A 21701-nucleotide genomic window follows, 5' to 3' on the forward strand; every position below is an offset into this window, starting at 1 on the left:
CGCTCAGCAGACCCTGCGGTAGGGCGCTTCGGGTATGTACAGTCGCCATTCCTTTGGGGTGATGTCGCGGCCGGCCTTGCGGCAGACGGCGGCGGCCAGACTGTCGGGATTCAGGTTCAGCGCATGGACACGGCCGTCGCCGAGGATGCGCAGTGTGTACCCGTCGAAGGCCATGGCATAGATGCTGTTGCCGGAGGGTTTGAGCGGTGCCCCCAGGGCCAGATAAGCGGTGAGGTCCCATATTTGGACGGAGTCGTCGTTGTTGGTTGCCAGGAGGGTGCCGTCTGCGGAGAACATGGGATGGGACCGGGTGGAGTTGGAATCTTCTGGGCTGCCTCGGGTGGTGCTACCGGGCATTCCTTTCAGGCGACTTCGCGCTTCGCCGTCCCACAACTCCACCCAACCTGACGCCTTCACGACCGCGAGTCGTGTGCTGTCGGGAGAGAAGGCCACGTCTCTGGTCTGTTCCTGGGTGAAGTTGGCGTTTCGGCTGTCGCCGGATTCCAGGTCGAGAACATCGCCGCGTGTGGTGACCAGGAATCGCCCATTGGGGCTGAAAACACCGTAACCGTCTCTGTCCTGGTAGTGGTGCACCCTTTTTTTGGTGCGGGCATCCCAGACGTCAATGACGTCGTCGTCTGCTGAGGGTGTCCCTGGAGGTTGGTGCGACACTGCTACGTAACGGCCGGCCGGGGAGACAGCCAGATCCGACACCGCACGCTGGGGAGGCAGTGGGATGCGGTACAGCTCTCTATGCCGTTCTATGTCCCATACCACAACGGATTGTTTATCGGGGTTTGCGCCCTCGAAATCCGTGAAGGTGAGGAATTTTCCGTCGGCGGAGAAGGCGTGGCCCTCGTCCGTGCCGGGGCCATCACCTGCGACCGTGTTCTGCATGATGGGTTGGCCGGACTGGTCGCCGGTCCGCATATCGACAAGGTCCTGCCGGCTGCGGTAGGCCCCCCACTGGGGATTTGAGAACATTCCTAATTGGCCGTCGGGTGACACGGCAACTGCTTCACCCTGATGGTATCGGCCGGAAAAGGACAGGGATGCTGCCGCGTCGAGCCGAATGACCTGGTTGCCTTGCTGGAAATCGTAGACGACCGCCTTGGATCGCTCATCGAGCACCAGGCGGCCCATCAAATCACTGCGTCCGGGGCCATCCTGGTAAAATAGGGCTGGACCGCCCTCGGCTCTGTACACGAAGATGTCACCGTTCCGCGTGTAGCCGAACACATATCGGCCGCTACTGCTCAGCTCCGCCGCGTCGATACCCCCATACCGGGCGCCCACTGTTCCCGTCTCACGCCCGTTGTCGGTGGTCCAGACCGTCACCGCATCGTCCGCCCGCACGGCCACGCGGCGGCCGTTGGAACTGAAACTGATACGTGAGGAGCACTCACTTCCCTCCTCGAAGTCGGTTTCGGTAAGAAAAATGCCACGGTCGTGTTGGGATCCGGAGGAGCTTAGATCCCACAACCTCAATAAGCTGTCTTCACCGGTGGTGCACAGGGCGACGTACCTGCCGTCTGGGGAGAGCACCGCCTCGGCGGCCCAGGACCAGGAGGCAACAAGCCGCCCCGAGGAATCGAGGAGGCGGAAGTCCAAGTCGTCGCGGACGAAGAGAATCTGCCCCTTGTCGGTTAACTGATCCGGCGCGAAGCCGTCCGGTCCACGGAGCGGAGCTCCGATCGCTTTCCCGTCACGGGTGGAGACGACTTGGTAGAAAGTCCTCTGTCCGCGTTTGACCGGTACGATGAGAAACTGCCCGTCATGGCTCGCTATGGGCGGCTTGATGCTCTGCCTGCCGCCTTCGATAGCGACGTTCTGGTCGAAGGCGGCGATCGGCTTCCCGGCTCCCTCCCGACCGTGGGTCAGGTCCCAGATCTGGGAGCCGACCGGGCTGTAGGTCAGCTGCCGGTGTCCATCACCCAGGAGAGACACGCCTGAACCTTCGCCGAGCGCGGGCTGAGGCAGGTCGATCACCGAGGTCTGCCGCTGGGTCGCCGCGGCGGCGAGTGCTGCCCGTGATTCCGGCGTCGAGGCGATCCGCCACGCCGCCAGGCTCAGCAGCAGAGCTGTCTGCGGCTCACTGTTGCGCAGACTGTCCGCGGCCCGGGCAGTCGAACGTGCTGCGGCCTGAGCACGGCGCAATTCAGCTGCGGCCCGCTGGTGCCGGGTCTCGCGGGCCTGGAACCAGCCGAAGACGCCCGCCACCAGAGCGAGCACCGTCAGCACCGCCAGTGCGGACAGCAGCCGACGGCGGCGCCGGGTCGAGCGGGTGGCCTCGGCGCGGGCGGCGGCCAGGAAGCGCACCTCCAGTGGATTGGGGCGCAGTTGCAACGGGGCGGTGGTCAGCCAGTCAAGGCAGGTACGTAACGCGGTGCCGTGCAGCAGGTCGTCGGGGCGTTCGCCGTGTGCCGTCCAGTCCAGGGCGGCTTGGCCGATTCTGCGGTGGATCAGCAGTCCGGGGCGGTCAGCGTCCACCCACGCACGCAGGCGGCGCCAGGCGGGGATCACCGCCGCACTCGAGGGGTGTACGCCCCCTTCGTCGGTGATTCCCAGGATGCCCTCCTCAGCCAGAGCGGCGACGGCTGCGCGAAGCCGCTTCCGCTCGCCGTCCGGGCGGTGTGCGTACAGTTCGGCCTCACTCGCGGTGCGCACCGAGTCCTGCGAGCCGTCGGTCGCGTCGCCGGGTACGACCAGGCGCAGCATCACCTCTTGGGCGGCAAGCCGGGCCGCGGGATCAAGGGTGCCGAAAGCGGCCTCGGCGCGCTCGCCCAACGGTATCGGGGCCGGAGTCCTGTGCGTGTACGTGTCGGAGCCAGCCGCGCGCAGGGCGCCGGCTTCCAGCAGGGCGAGGCGGGGATCGGCGGACCTGGGCATGCCGCCGATCAGGCCGAGCACCAACTCCTGTGCGGTGGGCCGTAGCCGCGGATCCTTGGCCAGGGCAGAAGCGACCAGTGGGCGGATATCGGCGGGGATTGCCGACAGGTCGGGGTCGAAGGTCGCCGTACGGTGGGCGACCTCGCCGAGATGTGCGCCGCGGAACGGTTCCGTGGCGCTGGCCGCGAAGACCATCACCGCGCCCCAGGCGAAGACGTCCGACGCCGGGGTGGCACGTTGCCCCGAGAAGACTTCGGGAGCCATGTAGCCGAATGTCCCCATGATGGCGCCTGGCGCGGTGACGGACATGTCCGGCGCACGGGCGATACCGAAGTCGATGATCCGAGGGCCGTCCGGGCCGAGCAGGATGTTGCCTGGCTTGAGGTCGCGGTGGACCACGTGAGCACCGTGGATCGCGGCGAGTGCCGTGGCGGCACCGGTAGCCAGACGAAGCACCGCGTCGGGCTCCAACGGGCCCTGTTCCTGGACGCGGGCGGCGAGGGTGGGGCCTGGGATGTATTCACTGACGATGTACGGGACCGTCTCGTCGGCGTCTCGGCCCGTCGACTCGGCCTCGTTCCCGGTCGAGGGCCCGGAGACGGAGATGTCGAGGATACGGGCCGTACAGAACGACGGCACCTTACGGGCCGCGGCCGCTTCCCGTCCGAAGAGCGCTCGGACGAACGGCTCGGCGTCCCGATGAAGCGCCTTGAGCGCCACCCGCAGGCCTTGTGCGTCGTACGCCTCGTAGACCACACCTTGGCCGCCGGAGCCAAGCCGTGCGGCCAGCCAGTACTTACCGAGCCGCTCCGGGTCATCCGGGCAGAGCGCAGTCACCAGCTCGCCTCCCCTCACATATACATCGGTTCGTCCGACGTCCGCTGGATGCGCGGTTCCGATCCCCGGGGCGGGCCGGCCCAGGGAAGGAAAGGTGACGAGCAACCGCGGTGGGGGCGCGACGCAGCGGGCGGGCCCGGGATCGGGAATCGCCCGTGCGGTCATCGACTGCGCCCAGCAGATGCTCACCGAGGACCATGAGGACGTCGCCGATGTCATGCGCCACCTGGAGGCCGTCGGCGTCAGGCAGGCCCACGATGCGCACCCCGCACCCGCCGGTACCCACCCGGGACGGCGGTGGTGCGCACCGCGCGCGTCGGGCGCGCCACGGACATTTCAGATGCACTCTTGTCCACCGGTCGAGGCCGCCTCCGGAACTGACCAGAACGGATCGAACTGGTCCGGTTCGGGGACCTCCTTGTGGCGGTGGTCGGGGCCGTTCGGCGGGGTCGTGGGTGGGCCTACCTCGGATGGTTCGGCAGGCGGTGTGGTGACCCGGAAGTGGGGCTGGCCCTTCCAGCCGACGACGACGCTCAGCTGGAACCCGTCCGGGGTCACGAAGTAGGCGGCCCGCCCGTCTCGACTGATCGCGAGCAGTGTGTAGCCGCAGCGCGTCCAGTGCTGCTCCACCAGGCAGAGGAGGCCGCCGAGCCGTTCCTCGGCGATGACCGTGGTGACGGCCCTGCGCCGGTCGGTGGTGGACGTCCCTGCCTGACTGTCCCGGTGGGTCCAGCACAGCGGGGGCCGGATGGCGGCGAAGGTGGCGTCGAGGATCGCGTCGGCGCGCTCGGCGGCCTGTTGCATGGTCATCGGCGGATTCGCTCCGTCCAACGGGGTCACTGCGCGAGCCTCGCCCCGGGCGCGAAGAGGTCGTGTGCGCCCCTGGGGGTCTCGACGGTGACCTTGCCGGGCTGGTTGGCGACGATCGCGGCGATGTTGTCGGCCGAGAGCTGGTTCGCCGTCGGGTCGAAGTAGTTCCCGTGGGCCTCGAGGCTGGGCACCATGCCGAAGGTGTAGGGCGCGGAGGTTCCGTCCGCACTTTTGAAGCGGATCGCGCCGAACGCCACGTCGGCCGGGTCCGTACCGTAGTAGAGCTTGCGCTGCCCGGGGTCGGACACGAAGTCACCGAGGATGCCGCCGGCGACCGCGCCTCCGACCGCACCGATCGGGCCTCCGGCGACCAGGCCCAGTACACCGCCAACCTCGGCACCCGACTTCGCCCCTTTTGTCGGCAGGTAGGTGATGATGTCGTTGTCGGCGGCGCCCACCCAGACGTGCCCTGTGGGCACGCCGAGGTCCTCTGCCCTGTCCACACCGATGCCTGGGCTGCCGACGAGGATGATGTCGTCGGCGCCCGGGATGTGGCCCGGGAGCTGGGAGGCCTTGCCGACCACGAGGGAGCCGTACGAGTGGCCGATCACCGTCACGTGCGGGTCGCCCTCTTGGTGGGTGGTCACGAGGCCGTTCATGAAGCTGGTCAGCGTCGGCGCGGCACGTTCTGCCAGGCTCGGGCTCTGGACGGTGTCGAAGTTCTGCGGCGCGTCGTATCCCAGCCACACGATCGAGGCGCTCGACGGATCGAGGACCCGGGCCCCGGACGCGACATCGAAGGCGCCCTTCAGGTCGTTCTTCGCGAAGCTCTCGTCCAGCGAGGTGTTCATGCCCAGGACCGTGGTGGACACGTTCTTCGCGGTGTCGGGGTCCTGCCCGAACGCCACGATCGCGCGACCGTTGCCCTGGTCGCCGACACCGAGCAGGAACATCGGGGGCACGTCGCCCGACGTGAGCTTGCGGTCGATCTCCCGGAGCGCGGCCAACTGGTCCCGGGCCTTGGCGTCGGTCGGGGCCTTCGCCTCCAGCTTGGCGATCAGGATCGGCAGGTACTCCCGGTTTGCCTGGTCGCGCACGGCCGAGGGGATGCCGTCCATGTTCCCGATCACATCGGGGTACGCGGCGAGCAGTTCCGTCTTGGCCTCCTGGTCGAGACCGTTCCACCACTCCAGGCGACCGGCGGGCGGCTTGTCGATGGGGATCTGGGACTTCATGGCGTCTTCGGCGGCCGTGTGCACGGCCGCCATGTCGCCGCTGACGTCGGCCCAGGTGCCGGAGTCGAGCCTGAGGCCCTGTTGCGCCTTGAGTTTCTCGATGGCGTCCTTGTACTGGTCGTTGATCGCGCCTGCCTCGTTCAGGGCGCTCCAGATGGTGTCGGCGAGGGCGCGGGCCCGCTCCTCGTTCGGGTTGTCGCCACTGGGGTAGTCGCCCTTGTGGCCGAAGACGTCGAACCTCGGTTGGCGTCCCCGCACCACTCCGCCCTCCGGCAGCGAGCCACCGGGGTCCGGGGTGCCCGCGGCCGGATAGCCCACCCCGCCGTCGTCGAGGACGGTGAAGCCGAGCTGCCGCGCGTCGTCCAAGGCATGCGTCAACGTGCGCCGGCTGCTCTCCAGTTCCGCGGCCAGACCGGTGAGGACGGTCTCGATCAAGGCGCACTCGGTGTACACGTACTGGAAGTTCTGCTGGACCTGGGCGAGCCGCTCGCACGCGGCCGTGGCGGCCTCGCCCGACTGGGTCTCCCTCAGCGGTTTCAGCATCTCGGACTCGACGCGCCGCTTGGCCGCATGCGCTCGGCCGCTCACCTTCCGCCAGCCGTCGGCCGCCTCGGTGAGCTCGGTCAGCTTGAGGTCCCGCAGGGCGGGCAGGGGCAGCATGCCGTCACCCCTGTCTCGTGCTGAGGCCGCGGACCGCGTCGTCGAGGTTGCGGCCTATCTGCCCGTCGATCTCACCCTGTTGAGCGGCGGCCACCCACAGGGCGTCCACCAGGCCGGCGCACTCCTGCTGGATGCTCTTGAGGCGTTCCTCCCAGGAGAATCGCACACTGCTCAGCGCGGTCACGGCGGAGAGGCCGACCGCGTGCGCGGCCAGCCCCTCGTGGGTGGCCGCCAGGTAGGACAGGTCGTCGGCGATTCCCCGCGCCAGGTGTCCGGACGTCCGGGACGCCGTGGTCCAGGGGCCCTGGGTAACCTTGAGGGTGCCCGAGATGTCAGCGTCGTGCCCGACGGCGCCCAGGCCGTCCCGCCGGACGGCGAGGGGGTTCGTCGTGTCACTCGGTGCTGCCTCGGCATGGTCGAGCCGCGTTCCGGCCGGCTGCCGGCTCAAGGCTTCGGCGACCAGCCCCGTCCACTCCTCGCTGAACGTCATTCGTGGCCCCCTGCCAAGGACGTCACCTGATCGTCCATATCGCAGACCGGGCGCGTTGGTATCAGTTCGCGTCGCGTGCGCGCCTGTTGGCGGATGCGGATGTCGTCCCCGCTCAGCGGCATTGCTCTCCTCCCGTTGGACGTCGATGTGGAGGGTTCCGACCCGCCGGGAGTGCTTCACCCCCGTGTCGAAGCAATCCCCGCGGGCGAGGCAGCCAGTCGGCTGGTGGCGGTGGCGGCCGGCCTCGCTGACATCGAGTTTTCGCTGGCGTGAAGTTGTTGCGCAGCCCCCTTCTGGCGGCGAAACAATCCCGCACACCTCCGCGGTGCTTCGTGAATCCGTCTTGCCGGTTCTGGCATGGCCCGGTTGGGTGTGGATCAGGCAGTCCCCCGAGCGGCGGGGGCCGCCAAGGAGGAAGGAACGGGTGTGGGGCGTCAGGAGAAGCCTCTGTTGGCTGCTCTCAGACAGAGGGAGTGGTGGATCCCACCGGGCTCGAATCGGACCGAGAGGCCATGGAGGGGAAGCTCGCCTCTCCCCGGCAGCAGCACCGCGTGCTCACATGGCCTCAGCTCGCCGGAAGGCCGGCCCAGGGGTGTGCCACGTCCCGGGTGCCGCGATGCTGCGATCCTCTGTACCTGAGCAGCAGTGCGCGGCCCATACTGCCTTGGCGGCATCAACCGCGGCCGGGGCAGTGGACACCTCCCGTCTGGCCGTCCGCTCCCGACGAACCCACTGGCCCCAGGGCTGCCGGGCCAACCTGCCCGCTGAGCTGCCCGTCCCGCTTGGCCCACCGAACTTGCCCGGCCCCCGGGCCTGCTTCTCCTCCCTCGGACGCTGGCCCGGCAGGAGGGAGCCAAGCGGCCCCGCTGTGCCGCAGTGGCGGACCGGAACGGTTGCGGCCAGGCCCTTCCCGGCGGTGAAACAACCCCGCCCCTCCGACGGCGTGAATTGCCCTTGCGGACGGCGCGACCGAACGGTTGATTCGAAGGCTGCCGCAAGGGAAGGCAGGAGCACCATGGGACGGCACGAGAACCCGCTCGACGCCTCGGCGAGCCCGGTCGCCGAGCTCGCCGACGCCCTACGCCGACTACGCCACGCCGCCGGAAGCCCCCCGTACCGCCAAATGGCCCAGCACTGCTCCTACTCTGTTGCCACCCTCTCCCGGGCCGCAGCCGGAAAGCAGCTCCCCACCCTCGCCGTCCTCCTTGCCTACGTCGAGGCATGCGGCGGCGACACCGAGGCGTGGGAAGCACGCTGGCGTCACGCGGCGGAGGCCCTTGCGGCACTGCGCCTCGGCCGCAGCAACCCCCCGTACAAAGGGCTGGCCCGGTTCGACCACACGGACCAGGCCCTCTACTTCGGCAGGGACCGCCTCGTCGACGACCTCTGGGCCCTGACCCGCGAGCGACGGGTTTCCGCGCTGATCGGCATGTCGGGAAGCGGGAAGTCCTCCCTCCTCCGGGCCGGACTCGTGCCCCGGCTGCGGGTGTGGGACGAGGGCCCGCCGCGCCCCACCGCGATCCGCATCATCACCCCCGGCGAGCGCCCGCTCTCCACCCGTGGCCCGCTTCTGTCGTCCACGGGCACCCGTCCGCCCGCCGTCTTCCTCATCGTGGACCAGTTCGAAGAGCTGTTCACGCAATGTCATGACTCCGTCGAGCGGGAGAAGTTCGTCCAGGCCCTCCTTGCGGATCCGAACCCGTCCGGCCAACTCCGCGTCGTCCTTGGGATCCGCGCGGACTTCGTCCCGAGCTGCCTGGACCATCCAGGTCTCGCCTCGGTTGTCCACAACGCGAGCCTGACCGTGACCCGCATGAGCTCCGCCGAACTGCGCCAGGCCATCATCGGGCCGGCGCGGGCGCACGGACTGGTCGTCGAACGCGCGCTGACTGCCCGGCTCACCGCCGACGTCGCCGACAATGGCTTTGCACTTCCCCTCCTGTCCCACGCCCTCCTTGAGACCTGGAGCCGTCGGCAGGGTCGTACGCTCACTTTGGATTCCTACGAGCAGGCCGGCGGGCTGCAAGGAGCCATCGGCCAGAGCGCCGAGGGCGTCTACGCCCGGCTCGACACTGTGCGAGCGGACATCGCGCGGCAGATCCTGCTGCGGATGATCATCCCAGGGGCCGGCGGGGCCCCTGACACCCGCCGCTCCGTCACCCGGGCCGAACTCGAATCCCTCGGCGAGGGCCAGGAGGCCCACGAGGTCCTGGAGTCACTGACCCGGGCCCGGCTGATCACTTCCGACGGGGCCTTCGTCGGACTGGCGCACGAGGCCCTTATCCACGCCTGGCCTCGACTTGGCGACTGGATCGAAGGGAACCGCGAGAACCTGCGCTTCCAGCGGTGGCTGACCGAAGCCGCGGATGCCTGGGACGCGGTCGGGCGGGAACCCGGTGTGCGGATCTCGCCGATACGCCTCGCCCAGCTCGAAGCACACGCCTCACGCGCCAGCCGCAGCGGACTCACCGCCCTCGAAGCGGACTTCCTCGCCGCCGGACTGGCTACCCACCGTCGCACCCTCCGCGCCCGCCGCACAACACGGGCCATGGGCTCCCTGCTCGTGGCCACGACCACGCTCGCCGCGACCGTTCTCTGGAGACAACGACGCCTGCTCCGGGAGCAGCCAGGGAGTCGATAGTCTCAGCCCGACGTCGAACGGCAGTCAGCACATGGTGAGCGGCTCGTGGCCGGGCAGGTCGAGGTGGACGATCCGCCCTCGTAGCAGGACGTCGGCGAGCTTGTGTGTTTCCTGGCACTGAGGACGAAGAGGAACTCCTTGGCGAGTTCGGGGCAGGGGCTGATGTCCACGGTCCTCGGCCCGGTGGTGCCGGCTCAACGAGGCGCAGCGCCCCAGGCGGTGGGCCGGGGCGCCGCGCTGGTGCGGCCGGTGGTCACCGGCGGGCGCTGGGAGGGCGGCTGCCGCCCCATGGCCCTTCTCGTCACACCGGGCCAGTGGGGCGACGCCCCGCGGATGATCGAGGTCCTGGACCGGATCCGGGTTCCCCCCGTTGGGCGGACGGCCCCGGACCCGGCCCGACCACGTCAGCGGTGACGATCTCTGCGATGAGTTCAGCGATCACATCGGGCGTCAGCCCGGTGATCCGCTGGCTACGGATGATCTCTGCACGAGCCCGGTTCCCCACCACGCAATCCATGATCAACGATCAAGGCGTCGACGCGCCACCGCCAACCGTGCACGAGCTCGTTACTCCCCTTCCTCAGCCACCGGGTTCTTGTGCAGGTTCTCGCCACCGTTGTGATCTCGCGCCGTGGGGACGTACTGCTCCTGCTCGTGTCTCATGTCGTGTCTGTGGCACTTCGTCTCAGCTCGGTGGCATTCATTTATGCCGCGTCGTCCCGCCGCTGCTGGTCCGCGTTCCAGGTCTGATGGAACCAGGTGATGACGTCGCTGTTGAACTGTGCTGCCCCGGCGCCTGGCTGGATGGCAGTGTGGCCGCCCGGAGGAGGGCGTCCCGGCATGCCTGGATGGCGGGGTGCTGGCTGCGTCCGCGGCGTACGACGGTGAAGATGCGGCGCGTGCGCTGACCTGGGGGGAGGTGCCGCAGGGCGACGGTGGGGGGCTGTCCGTTCCAGACCAGGTCGGGAAGGAAAGCGGCGGCGTGGCCCTGCTCGACAAGGCGCAGGTGGAGGAGGACGTCGGTGGTCTCGAACCGCACATCGGGTTCGAAGCCGGCGTTGCGGCACTGGGCCATCGCCCAGTGCCGCGCGACTATGCCTTCGGGTTCCATCACCCACGGGTGGTCTGCGAGCGAGCGCAGTGCCGCCATCGGGTCGTCAGTGTCCGGGCCGACGGCGCCTTCGGGCAGTGCGAGGCGCAGGGGGTCACTGAGTAGGTCCTGCTGCTCGAGTTCGACGGGCCGCGGATAGGGGTTGCCAGGGTACTCCTCGGCGAGGACCAGGTCGAAGTCGCGGGCCTGCAGGGCAGGGAGGGCCTCTTCCGGTTCCCTGTGCGTGACGTGGATACGCAGGCGCGGGTGCAGGTCTCGCAGCAGGTCGAGTGCGGTTGGGATCAGGGCCAGGGCGGCCGTCTGAAACGAGGCGATGCGCAGCGTGCCGGTCAGTTCGGTCAGCGAAGTGGCGATGTCCGCCTCCGCGTGTTCCAGCCGTTCGAGGACCGCTTCGGTGTGGGCGACGAGGATCTCGGCTTGCTCGGTCAGCCGCACCCGCCGCCCGACCGGCTCCAGCAGCCGCACGCCGACCTCGGCTTCCAGTTGCGAGAGCTGCTGGGAGACGGTGGAGGGGGCGTAGGACAAGGCGGCGGCGACCGCTGCGAGCGTGCCGCGGTGCTTGAGTTCGCGCAGCAGGCGCAGCCGGTGCAGATCGAACATCGCCAGATTGTTCCCCTCGGCGTCGCGGAACCGCTCTGAATGTTCGGTTTCATCGATGAGTATAGGTCGAAAACATCTGCTGGACCCAGCATCGCGGAGTGCCACACCCTCGTCGCATGTCTGAGAACGCTTCCTCCGTCCCGGTGCTGCCGTGGTTCGCACAGCCCGGTGCCCGTACCTGGCGATGTGAACCCGCACCCGTCGATGCACGGGGCTTCCACGCCTCGCTGCCCGCATACGCACCCACCCCGTTGATCGAACTACCCGCGTTGGCAGAGGAGTTGGGAGTCAGCCGGGTCTTCGTCAAAGATGAGTCGTGCCGCCTGGGGTTGCCCGCGTTCAAGGCCCTGGGGGCGTCCTGGGCGGTCCACCGCACGCTTGCCGAGCGCGCCGCGAGCGGCAGCGAGACGGGCCCGGTCACCCTGGTGACCGCCACTGACGGCAACCACGGCCGGGCGGTGGCCCGCATGGCGCGGCTGCTCGGGCAGCCCGCCCATATCTTCGTGTCGTATGCCGTGCATCCGCGGGCCGTGGCGGCCATCGCCGCCGAGCAGGCCAAGGTCACCGAGGTCTCGGGGCCGTACGATGAGGCCGTGCGCCAGGCGGCGGAAGCAGCCGCCGCCCCGGGTGCGGTCCTGGTCCAGGACACCGCCTGGGCGGGCTACGAGCGGATCCCGAGCTGGATCGTCGAGGGCTACTCCACCCTCTGCGCCGAGATCGACGAGCAGCTGGCGGCGGCGGGAGCCGTCAGGGGGCCCGACCTGGTGTCCATCCCAGTGGGCGTGGGGTCTTTGGCCCAGGCCGTGGTCACCCACTACCGCAGCCGCCCGTCCGGGCGGACTGCGGCGCTGTTGTCGGTAGAACCGGAAACTGCAGCCGGCGTCCTGGCGAGCCTGATCCGCGGTGAAGCCGTCAGCGTCGCCACCGGTGAAACCATTATGGCCGGGCTGAACTGCGGCACCCCCTCCGCACTGGCCTGGCCCTACCTGCGCAGCGGGCTGGATGCCGCTGTCGCCGTTCCTGACGCCGGCAGCGCCCGCGCGGCCGCCGACCTGGCAGCTCTCGGCGTGGCCTCGGGGCCCTGCGGGGCCGCGTCGCTGGCCGGTGTGCGCGCGGCGTTCACCGGCGAGGGGGCCGAGGAGCGGCGTACGGCGCTGGGTCTCGGAGCAACCTCGGTGGTGGTGCTGCTGAGCACCGAGGGACCGGCGGCCAACCCGCACTCCGCCATTGTCCACTGACGTCCGGAATCTGAAAGACCCGGCTTCTCAAAACGAATCTGGCCTCCCAGCAGGTCAGCAGCTCGCCATCTGGCATATGCACTTCGATAGGACAGATCGAGGCACCGTCCGGCGGATCATGTGACGTTCCGACCGGCCGCTCGTTGGTTCGGTCATGGGCCGGGGGGGGATCTGACGAATCGCGAGTGGTCCTCTGGAGCCGCCCCTGCCGCCTTCGGGCAGGCGGGGCGGCCGGTGGAAGGACCATCGAACAGTGGTCAACGGGATCCTGTTCCGGATCGGAACGGGCGGGGACTGTCTGGCTGACGTCGGGATGCTGCGGGCCGAGCCGACTGTGTTCGGGCCGGTCGCTTCCGATCCTACGGTCTCCCGCCTCATCGACACCCTCGCAGCCTCCGGGGACAAGACGCTGGCGGAGATCCGTGCCGCGCGGGCCGAAGCCGCCGGCATGTCTGGCGGCTGGCCGGGAAGTGCCGGATGCGGGCGGGACGGTCACTGTCGACCTCGACGGGGTGCTGGTGATCGCGCACTCCGACAAACAGGACGCCGCACCCACCTGGAAGCGGACCTACGGCCACCATCCGCTGATGCGGTTCGTCGACCACGGACCGGGCGGCACCGGGGAGCCGGTCCCGGCCCTGCTACGGCCGGGGAGCGCGGGCTCGAACACGGCGGCCGACCACATCACCGCCACCCGACTGGCCCTGGCCCAGCTGCCGAAACAGTACCGGCGCGGGCGCCGGACCCTGATACGGGCCGACCGGCCGGCCGATCGCCGAACTCGAACTCCGTCACCGTCGGCGAGCCCGCGCCGAGGACCGCATCCGGGCCGCCCGGGCCACCGGCCTGCGCAGCCTGCCCCTGCACCGCACCGTCCAGAACCGGATCCGGGTTGGATACCGTGCAGATCGCTCTCGACCTGCTGGCCTGGATGCCGATGCTCGCCCTGACCGGCAAAGCCCGCCTCTGGGAACCCCGCCGCCTGCGGTTCCGCCTGTTCACCGCGGCCGGACAGCTCGTGACCATCGGCCGCCGCCGCATCCTCCGCCTCGCCGCCCACTGGCCCTGGACCAGCCACATCACCGACGCCCTCGAACGACTCACCCAACTGTCCGACCCCGGTTGACCAGCACATCCCCCATCCCTACGACAGCACCACCCCACCCCCGGAGCAGTGGGACCCGGCGCCCACCCGACACGACAGTCGGGCCACCAGCCTGCCCACCATCAGCCCACAACGCGAGAACGGTCCACCGACCATCGGCGGACCGTCACGAAACTTCGAGGCCAACCGGGGATCCAGTGTTGTATCTGCCGAGCCGGTAGGCCAGGAAGCGCGGGATGGGCATGAGCGCAGACCTTCGATTCAGGCGTCCTGCGAATGGCCGGCTCATCCCGATCACCAAGGTAGGAACGACTGACCCGGTCACGCAGCGACCTTGAGACGCCGTTGGACGATGATCCCGATGAAACACCGCATTCGTAGTTCGATGCGCGGGTCTGAGCGCATCGGTCTACGGGGTGAGGCCGCAGCGCGATGGGAGCATTCCGTGAATGCCTGCCAGCCAAAGCAAAGGGCTCGCCTGTGGTGACCGCGGTCCCGGACGTGAAGCTGACGATGCCGGATCATGGGATCCAAGAGCTGAGCCGGCAAAGTCATCGCCCTGGCAGGAGGCAGAGGCATGCCCGGACCCGGTGGTCGGGCTCGGCGAACCCGACCGGGGGCCGCGCGGCCATCGGCGTGTCAGTCCTCGCCGACCACCGTCAGGTCGTCGCCCAGGGCCGCGGCGATCTCGGCGGCCCGCGTGTGATCGTCCAGTCGCCGTGTCAGGTAGGCGCAGGCGTGGTGGTGCCGCAGTGACCACGAGAGGTTGCGGGGTGCTGGGTGCGCAGTCGGCGTCGAGTGAGGGGTCGTCGTGTCGGCGGAATCTCCCCCAGCCGGCGTTCCATGCCGAACTCGGCACAGGCGCCCACGAAACCGGCATCAGGGTCACCGGCCGCGATATCGGTGCCCTGCCCGTGCCGCCCGGCCGGGTGCGCCCTCGATGGAATGGCGTGGATTCGCCCCCCATTCCCCGCTCGCTGCTGCGTGATTGACAGACGCATATGCCAGAGTGAAATCACTGCCTCTTCATGCGGAGGAGTCCGCGGAAATGAAGCCCTTACCGAGTAGGGGCAAGGCAGCCTACTTTGTAGTAGGGTCCTACTCGCTCTCGAACGCCTTGCCCCCCACCCTTGAGGCGCTTGATCCGTGGCAGCTCGCCCTGCCCATTCTCAGGGCCGTGTTTTGCGCGCACGCCTTCGCATTTCGCACGAGGCCTGTTACTTGGCTGAACCCTGAGTTCTTCTTTCACGTGCCTCCTTGTTTTATTGGAGTGTTCAGATGCGTATGCCCCAAACCTGTGTAGACGGTGGCAGACCCTCAATGAGGGACCTCGTCCTCGCGGTGCATCCGTTCGGTGTCGCGTCGGCACGGTTCACCGCTGCCGCCGTGCGCGCGGGTGCGTTGGGAGTGCTCGATCTGACGGGTGAAGTCCGCCTGGCTTGTGAACAGTTGGGGCTCGCCGCCCAGTGGTCGCGCGCGGGGTTCGCGGTGCGCGTGGCGGACCACCGCGGCGTGGCAGCTCGGGACCTCCCCGCATGTGTCCACACCGTGGTCCTCGGCGCAGGTGGTACGGCCACCGCGGCCGACTTTCCCGGGCGCCGGGTACTGGCCGAAGTGACGTCCGACGCCCAGGCGCGGACCGCCGCGGCTGACGGGGCCCACGGGCTGATCGCCCGCGGCAACGAAGTAGGCGGCCACGGTGCGGAGTTGAGCACGTTCGTCCTGCTCCAACAGCTTCTCGCGGGTGAGGTGGAAGGCCTGCCGGTGTGGGCCTGCGGGGGCATCGGCCCCCACACCGCGGCGGCGGCGGTCGCAGGCGGGGCCGCCGGAGTGGTCCTGGACATCCAGACCGCGCTGCTCGCCGAGGCGGAACTCCCCGCGGAGATCACGAGCGTGCTCAGCGGGCTCGACGGTTCGGAGACCGTGGTCGTCGACGGCCTGCGAGTACTGCGACGACGCGGCCCGGGACCGGGCGGGCCACCGCCCGTCCTCGAAGTGGGCCAGGACGCGTTCCTGGCGGCCCGCTTCCAGCGGCGCTGGGGCACGTTGGGCGCGGCCATACGCGGCATACGCGGTGCCGTGACCGAAGCCCTCGCCGTCGACGCGTCCGTACTCGGCCCAGAGAGCCTGGGCAGTCGTGCTCTCGGTACCCGACTCCCGGTCGTGCAGGGGCCGATGACGCGGGTGAGCGACCAGCCCGCCTTCGCCGCGGCCGTGGCCGCCCAGGGCGCTCTGCCCTGCATCGCGCTCGCGCTGTCCGGCGCGGAGCGGACTCGCGCGGTGCTGGAGGAGACCCGGAGCGCTCTGGGCGACGTGCCGTGGGGCGTCGGGATCCTCGGCTTCGCCGCCGAGGAGATCAAGGACGCCCAGGTGGAGGTCATCCGGGAGATCCGGCCGACGCACGCCATCATCGCCGGCGGGCGCCCCGGCCAGGCGGCGGCCCTGGAGGAGGCCGGTGTCTCGGCCTTCCTGCACGTGCCCTCGCCTGGCCTGCTGGACCAGTTCCTCGAAGCGGGCGCGCGGAAGTTCGTCTTCGAAGGCTCCGAGTGCGGCGGCCATGTCGGCCCCCGCGCCGGCTTCCCGCTGTGGCAGGCCCAGCTCGACGTGGTCGACGACTTCCTCGCCGGCGTGGGGGAGGGGGCGGCCGCCGAGCTCCAGTTGCTGTTCGCCGGGGGCGTGCACGACGAACGGTCCGCCGCCATGGTCGCGGCCATGACCGCTCCGCTGGCGGCGCGGGGTGCGGCTGTCGGAGTCCTCATGGGCACCGCCTATCTCTTCACCGAAGAGGCCGTCTCGGCGGGCGCGGTGCGACCGCTGTTCCAGCGGCAGGTGCTCGAAGCCGAGCATACGGAACTGCTGGAGACCGCCCCCGGCCACGTCACCCGCTGCGTGCCCAGCCCCTACACCGACGAGTTCGCGGTCCTCAGGGAGGAGCTGCTGGCCGGTGCGGCGCCCAGCCGTGAGACGTGGGAGCGCCTCGAACAACTCAATGTCGGGCGGCTTCGGTTGGCGAGCAAAGGTATCGAACGCGTCGGTGGCGAGTTGCGCGAGGTCGACGAGGACCGCCAGCTCTCCGAGGGCATGTTCATGGCCGGGCAGGTCGCCGTACTGCGATCAAGGGTCACCACCGTGGCCGCGCTGCACGCCTCGGTCACCACGGGTGCGCAGACCGTGCTCGATCGGTGCCGGGAGGCCCACGCGTCCGGCGGGGCCGAGCCCGTGGCGGCCTCCGAGCCGCTGGACATCGCCGTCGTCGGTATGGCCTGCGTCTTTCCCCAGGCGCCCGACCTGGCGTCCTTCTGGGGAAATGTGCTGACCGGTACGGACGCCGTCACCGAGGTACCCGCCTCGCGGTGGGACGCTTCCCTCTATTACGACAAGGAGGGGGCGGGGGAGCGGACCCCCTCGCGGTGGGGCGGCTTCCTGCCCGAGATCCCCTTCGAGCCGCTCGCCTACGGCATCCCGCCCGCCTCCCTGCCCAGCATCGAGCCCGTCCAGCTCCTGGCCCTCGACGTGGCGCGGCGCGCCCTCGCCGACGCCGGCTACGCCGACCGCCCCTTCGACCGGGGCCGTGCTTCCGTGATCTTCGGGGCCGAGGCCGGAAGCGACCTGTCGAACGCCATGACACTCCGCACCGTCCTGCCCTCCTACCTCGGACAGCTCCCGCCCGAGCTGGAACGGCAGTTACCGCGCCTCACCGAGGACTCGTTCCCCGGCATCCTCGCCAACGTCATCGCCGGGCGGATCGCCAACCGCCTCGACCTCGGCGGCGCCAACTACACGGTCGACGCGGCCTGCGCCTCGTCCCTCGCCGCCGTCGACGCGGCCTGCAAGGAGCTGACAGCCGGCACCAGCGACCTGGTGCTGTGCGGCGGCGCCGACCTGCACAACGGCATCAACGACTACCTCCTCTTCTCCTCGGCGCACGCCCTGTCCCCTTCCGGCCGCTCCGCACCTTTCGACCGATCGGGGGACGGCATCGCCCTCGGGGAGGGCGTCGCCTGCCTCGTCCTCAAGCGGCTCACCGACGCCGAACGCGACGGCGACCGGATCTACGCCGTCGTCAAGGGCATCGGCAGCTCCAGCGACGGACGGGCGCTCGGCCTCACGGCACCGCGCGCCGACGGCCAGCGCAGGGCACTCGACCGGGCCTACCGCAACGCCGGGATCTCGCCGGCCGAGGTCGGTGTGGTGGAGGCCCACGGCACCGGCACCGTCGTCGGCGACCGCACCGAGCTGGCCGCGCTCACCGAGGTCTTCACAGAGGCGGGAGCCGAACCCGGCGGCTGCGTCCTCGGCTCGGTGAAGTCCCAGATCGGACACACCAAATGCGCGGCGGGCCTGGCCGGACTGATCAAGACCGCGCTCGCGCTCCACCACGGCGTCAAACCCCCCACCCTGCACCTGCGGCAGCCGAACCCCGCGTGGGACGAACGCACCAGCCCCTTCGCCTTCCACACCCGGGCCAGGCCCTGGCCCGCCCCGCGTTCCGAACGCGTCGCGGGAGTCAGCGCGTTCGGCTTCGGCGGTACCAACTTCCATGTGGTCCTGCGCGCTCACGACGAGGGTGCCCCGCCCTCGCATGCCCGCGACGAGTGGCCCGTCGAGCTGTTCCTCCTCCGCGGCGCCGACCACGAGGGCGCCACCCGGGCCGCCCGGCATCTGCTCGCCCTCGCCGAGTCGGGCGGCTCCGCGTCCGGCGACTCTCCGTCCGGTGTCCCGGAGTACGAGCCGCCCCGGCTGCGCGACCTCGCCCTCGCCGCCGCGCGCCGCGCCGACCTCGACGCCGTACGCGGTCTGCCTCCCCGTATCGCGGTGCTGGCCTCCTCCGTACCGGAGTTGACCGCCGCCTTGCGACGGGCCATGGACGGCGAACACGCCCCCGACGACGGAATCCACCTGGCGGACGGCAGCGAACCCGGCGAGATCGCCTTCCTCTTTCCCGGCCAGGGCAGCCAGCGCCCCGGCATGCTCGCCGAGCTGTTCGTCTCGTTCCCCGAACTCCAGTGCCTCCTGCACCTCGACGAGCGGGCCGCGTCCGCCCTCTTCCCGCCGTCCGCCTTCGACGAGGCCGGACGGCAGGCCCAGGCCGACCGCATCACCGACACCCGCGTCGCCCAGCCCGCGCTCGGCATCACCGGGTTCGCCGTCCAGTACCTGCTGGGCCGGGTCGGCGTGCGCCCGGCGATGACGGCCGGACACAGCTACGGCGAGCTCGCGGCGCTCGCCGCGGCCGGTGCCCTCGGCCCCGAGGAGTTGCTGTGGTGCAGCAGGGCACGGGCCGAGTCCGTCGTCGCCGCCACCGGGACGGGCGACCCCGGCACCATGGCCGCGATCGCCGCCTCGGCGATGGAGCTCACCGCGGCCCTTGAGGAAGTGGGCTGTGCGAAGTCCGTCACCCTCGCCAACTGCAACTCACCCCGTCAGACGGTGATCTCGGGCTCCACCGAGGACGTGACGGTGGCGGTCGAGCGGCTGCGCGAGCGGGGCCTCGAAGCCAAGCGGATCCCGGTGGCCTGCGCCTTCCACAGTCCTCTGGTCGAGGCCGCGGGTGACACCTTCGCCTCGTCGCTCGCCGCGGTGTCCTTCGAGGCGCCGAGGATCCCGGTGTGGTCCAACCGCACAGCGGCCGTCTATCCCACCACGCCCGAAGGGATACGCGCCGAACTGGCCGCCCAGATCGGCTCACCGGTCCGCTTCGTCGAGCAGATCGAGGCCATGTACGAGGCGGGCGCCCGGACCTTCGTCGAGGCCGGCCCCGGTGCGGTGCTGACCCGCCTGGTCACCGAGATCCTCGGCGACCGCCCGCACCGCACCGTCACCCTGGAGGCCGGGCGCCACTCGGGCCTGTCCGGCTTCCTCGCCGCCCTCGCCCGACTGGCTGTCGCCGGGACGGACGTACGCACCGGCTGGCTGTTCCAGGGCCGTGACGCGGTCGATGCGGCCCATGCTCCCCGCCGCAGGCGCGCGGGCTGGACCGTCGACGGCCATCTGGTCCGCACCGCCGACGGCGCCATCCCCGCTGCGGGCCTGCACCCCGCCCAGCGCATCCCGGAGGTACGCATGACCGCTCAGGCAGGCAGCCCCGGAAGCGCGCGCGACGCCGCCGGCGAGGGGGCGGCGATCGATCGCGAGGCCCTCATCAGCGAATTCCTCCGCACCAGCCGGGAGATGATCAGCGCCCAACGAGACGTGCTGCTCGGCTACCTCGGCACCGGCTCACGAGCCCTTCCGCATCCCCTACCCCTGGAGCACGAACTCCCCGAGGCGACGACCGCTCCGATGGCCGCGCCGGACCCCGCGCCGGCCGAGCCGACCGATCTGAGCGATGCCGCGGTGCTCGCAGCCGTGCTGGAGGTGATCGGAGAACGCACCGGCTACCCCGCGGACATGATCGAGCCCGATCTGGACCTGGAGGCCGACCTGAGCGTCGACTCCATCAAGCGGGCCGAGATCGCCGGGCAGCTCGCCCGGCGGCTCGACCTGCCCACCACCCAAGGCACCGACATCGAGGCGCTGTCCAGGGCGCGTACGGCGGCGGGCATCGCCGAACTGATCGTCGCCGCGCGGCCGGACGACACGCCGCCGCCCGAGCCTCCCGCAGCGGCCCACGGCTCGCCCGAGGTGGACGCCGAACCGGTCATCACGGCCCCCAAGCGGCTGCTGATGAAGGAAATCGACCTCCCGCCCGCGGCCCCGGCCCCTTCGGAACTCACCGGACGCGTCTTCCTGATCGTCGGCGAGGGCCCGCTCGCCGAGTCCGTCAAGGAGAGGCTCGACACGTACGGAGCCCGGGCGGTGACCGCCATGGGGATACCCGACGGCGCCGGATTCGACGGTCTGATCCACCTGGTCTCCCCGGACGGCGGCCCGGCCCCCGAGCCCGTACTGCCGGGTGCCGTACCCCTCTACCAAGCGGCCCTGGCCAACGGACCGCGCTGGCTGCTGGCCGCCGGCGCCTGTGCCGGGCTGCGCGGACTCTTCCGCTCGCTGTCCCGGGAATACCCGCGGACCATCGCCCGCGTCGTCGAACAGCCCGCCGGAACAGACCCGTCCACCGCGGCTGACGCGATCATCGCGGAACTGAGCTGTGCGGACCGCGAGCCCGTCGTGCTGCGTGAGGGCGAGCAGCGGCGCGGCACGCGGATGACCGAAACCGGCCTCGGCACCCTGGGCAGCTCCGGAGCCGGACCCGCCGACGACGGCGCCGCGGAGGCCGCGGCCCTCGGACTCGACCACGAGTCGGTGCTGATCCTGGTCGGCGGCGCGCGGGGGATCACCGCCCGGTTCGCCACGGCGCTCGCCACCGCCACCCGCTGCCGACTGGAGATCTTCGGCCGCACCTCGATGCCCGACGTCGAGGAGGCTCCCGCCATCGCGACCGCCACCACCGACACCGAGCTGCGCGCCGCCCTCATCGAGAGCGGACTGACGTCCCCGGCCGAGGCCGAGCGGGAGATCGGCAGGATCCAGGCCGAGCGAGAGGTGCGGGAATCCGTCCGCCGACTCACCCGACTGGGCAGTCCCGTGCGCTACCACTGCGTGGACGTGCTGGACCCCGAGGCCGTGCACCGTGCCGTGAAGAGCGTGCACGTCGAACACGGCAGGGTCGACGGGGTCGTCTACGCGGCCGGAGTCATCGAGGACAAACTGTTCGCGGAGAAGTCCCCGGACTCCTTCCACCGGGTTTTCGGCACCAAGGCCGATGGCGCCAGGACCGTCCTGGACGCCGTGGGCACGCTCCCCGGCGGCCCGCGCTTCGCGGTGCTGTTCGGCAGCATCGCGGCCGTCCTGGGCAACCGCGGCCAGACCGACTACGCCGCCGCCAACGACGCCCTGGAGGCCATCGGCCGCGACTGGTCACAGAGCACCGGTCACCGGGCACTGACCGTCCACTGGGGTCCGTGGGCGCCCACCGGCACCAACAACGGCATGGTCACCCCGGAACTGATGCGTGTCTACGCGGCGCGCGGTGTCAGCCTCATCGACCCCGCGGAGGGCGCCGTGAGCCTGCTGCGCGAACTGGCCTGGGGCCCGCGGGACAACACCGCCGTCGTCTACACGGCCTCGGGGTGGTGACCGCCG

At 70.3% G+C, this 21701-nt stretch carries 9 protein-coding genes and 2 pseudogenes; 5 read left to right on the forward strand and 6 right to left on the reverse strand.

All coding sequences use genetic code 11. From position 1 onward, the window contains the following. Positions 1 to 3: 3 nt before the first annotated feature. The 4 genes from E4099_RS00265 to E4099_RS00280 all read right to left on the reverse strand — a co-directional run bounded on the left by E4099_RS00265 (position 4) and on the right by E4099_RS00280 (position 6921). The gene (locus E4099_RS00265; RefSeq protein WP_167828241.1) at positions 4 to 3726 is read right to left on the reverse strand and encodes a WD40 repeat domain-containing serine/threonine protein kinase; all 3723 of its coding nucleotides are present in this window, start codon (positions 3724 to 3726) and stop codon (positions 4 to 6) included. A gap of 336 nt (positions 3727 to 4062) precedes the next feature. Further along, positions 4063 to 4536 (reverse strand): hypothetical protein, encoded by a 474-nt coding sequence (locus tag E4099_RS32730; protein WP_167828234.1) that lies wholly within the window; start codon positions 4534 to 4536, stop codon positions 4063 to 4065. 26 nt (positions 4537 to 4562) lie between these two features. Then, positions 4563 to 6431: an alpha/beta hydrolase gene (locus E4099_RS00275; protein WP_135336814.1), complete on the reverse strand. Its 1869-nt coding sequence runs from the start codon at positions 6429 to 6431 to the stop codon at positions 4563 to 4565. A 4-nt stretch (positions 6432 to 6435) separates the two neighbouring features. Beyond that, entirely contained in the window at positions 6436 to 6921 is a 486-nt protein-coding gene (locus tag E4099_RS00280) for a hypothetical protein (protein ID WP_135336815.1), read from the reverse strand. A 1015-nt stretch (positions 6922 to 7936) separates the two neighbouring features. On the opposite strand from E4099_RS00280, the gene E4099_RS00285 reads away from it, so the two are divergent. Both E4099_RS00285 and E4099_RS00290 read left to right on the forward strand, forming a co-directional pair. Continuing rightward, positions 7937 to 9562, forward strand: a complete 1626-nt coding sequence (locus E4099_RS00285) for an nSTAND1 domain-containing NTPase (protein ID WP_135336816.1) — start codon at positions 7937 to 7939, stop codon at positions 9560 to 9562. 270 nt (positions 9563 to 9832) lie between these two features. After that, a pseudogene (locus tag E4099_RS00290) lies at positions 9833 to 9977 on the forward strand (IS5/IS1182 family transposase); the annotation flags it as partial. 285 nt (positions 9978 to 10262) lie between these two features. Here the strand turns inward: E4099_RS00290 and E4099_RS00295 are convergent. After that, the gene (locus E4099_RS00295; protein WP_135336817.1) at positions 10263 to 11273 is read right to left on the reverse strand and encodes a LysR family transcriptional regulator; all 1011 of its coding nucleotides are present in this window, start codon (positions 11271 to 11273) and stop codon (positions 10263 to 10265) included. A 116-nt stretch (positions 11274 to 11389) separates the two neighbouring features. Here E4099_RS00295 and E4099_RS00300 point away from each other — a divergent pair, with 116 nt between their 5' ends. After that, the gene (locus E4099_RS00300; protein ID WP_135336818.1) at positions 11390 to 12511 is read left to right on the forward strand and encodes a diaminopropionate ammonia-lyase; all 1122 of its coding nucleotides are present in this window, start codon (positions 11390 to 11392) and stop codon (positions 12509 to 12511) included. Between the two features lie 171 nt (positions 12512 to 12682). Beyond that, positions 12683 to 13637: pseudogene (locus E4099_RS33480) on the forward strand (transposase). Between the two features lie 1296 nt (positions 13638 to 14933). Here E4099_RS33480 and E4099_RS33855 read toward each other — a convergent pair. After that, positions 14934 to 15347: a hypothetical protein gene (locus E4099_RS33855; RefSeq protein ID WP_245244438.1), complete on the reverse strand. Its 414-nt coding sequence runs from the start codon at positions 15345 to 15347 to the stop codon at positions 14934 to 14936. Between E4099_RS33855 and E4099_RS00315 the strand changes: the two genes are divergently transcribed. Beyond that, the gene (locus E4099_RS00315) at positions 15324 to 21695 is read left to right on the forward strand and encodes a type I polyketide synthase (RefSeq protein ID WP_245244439.1); all 6372 of its coding nucleotides are present in this window, start codon (positions 15324 to 15326) and stop codon (positions 21693 to 21695) included. The two genes, E4099_RS33855 and E4099_RS00315, sit on opposite strands and share 24 nt — an antisense overlap. Positions 21696 to 21701 lie beyond the last annotated feature (6 nt).

It is taken from the genome of Streptomyces palmae, assembly GCF_004684805.1.
Taxonomy (GTDB): Bacteria; Actinomycetota; Actinomycetes; order Streptomycetales; family Streptomycetaceae; genus Streptomyces; species Streptomyces palmae.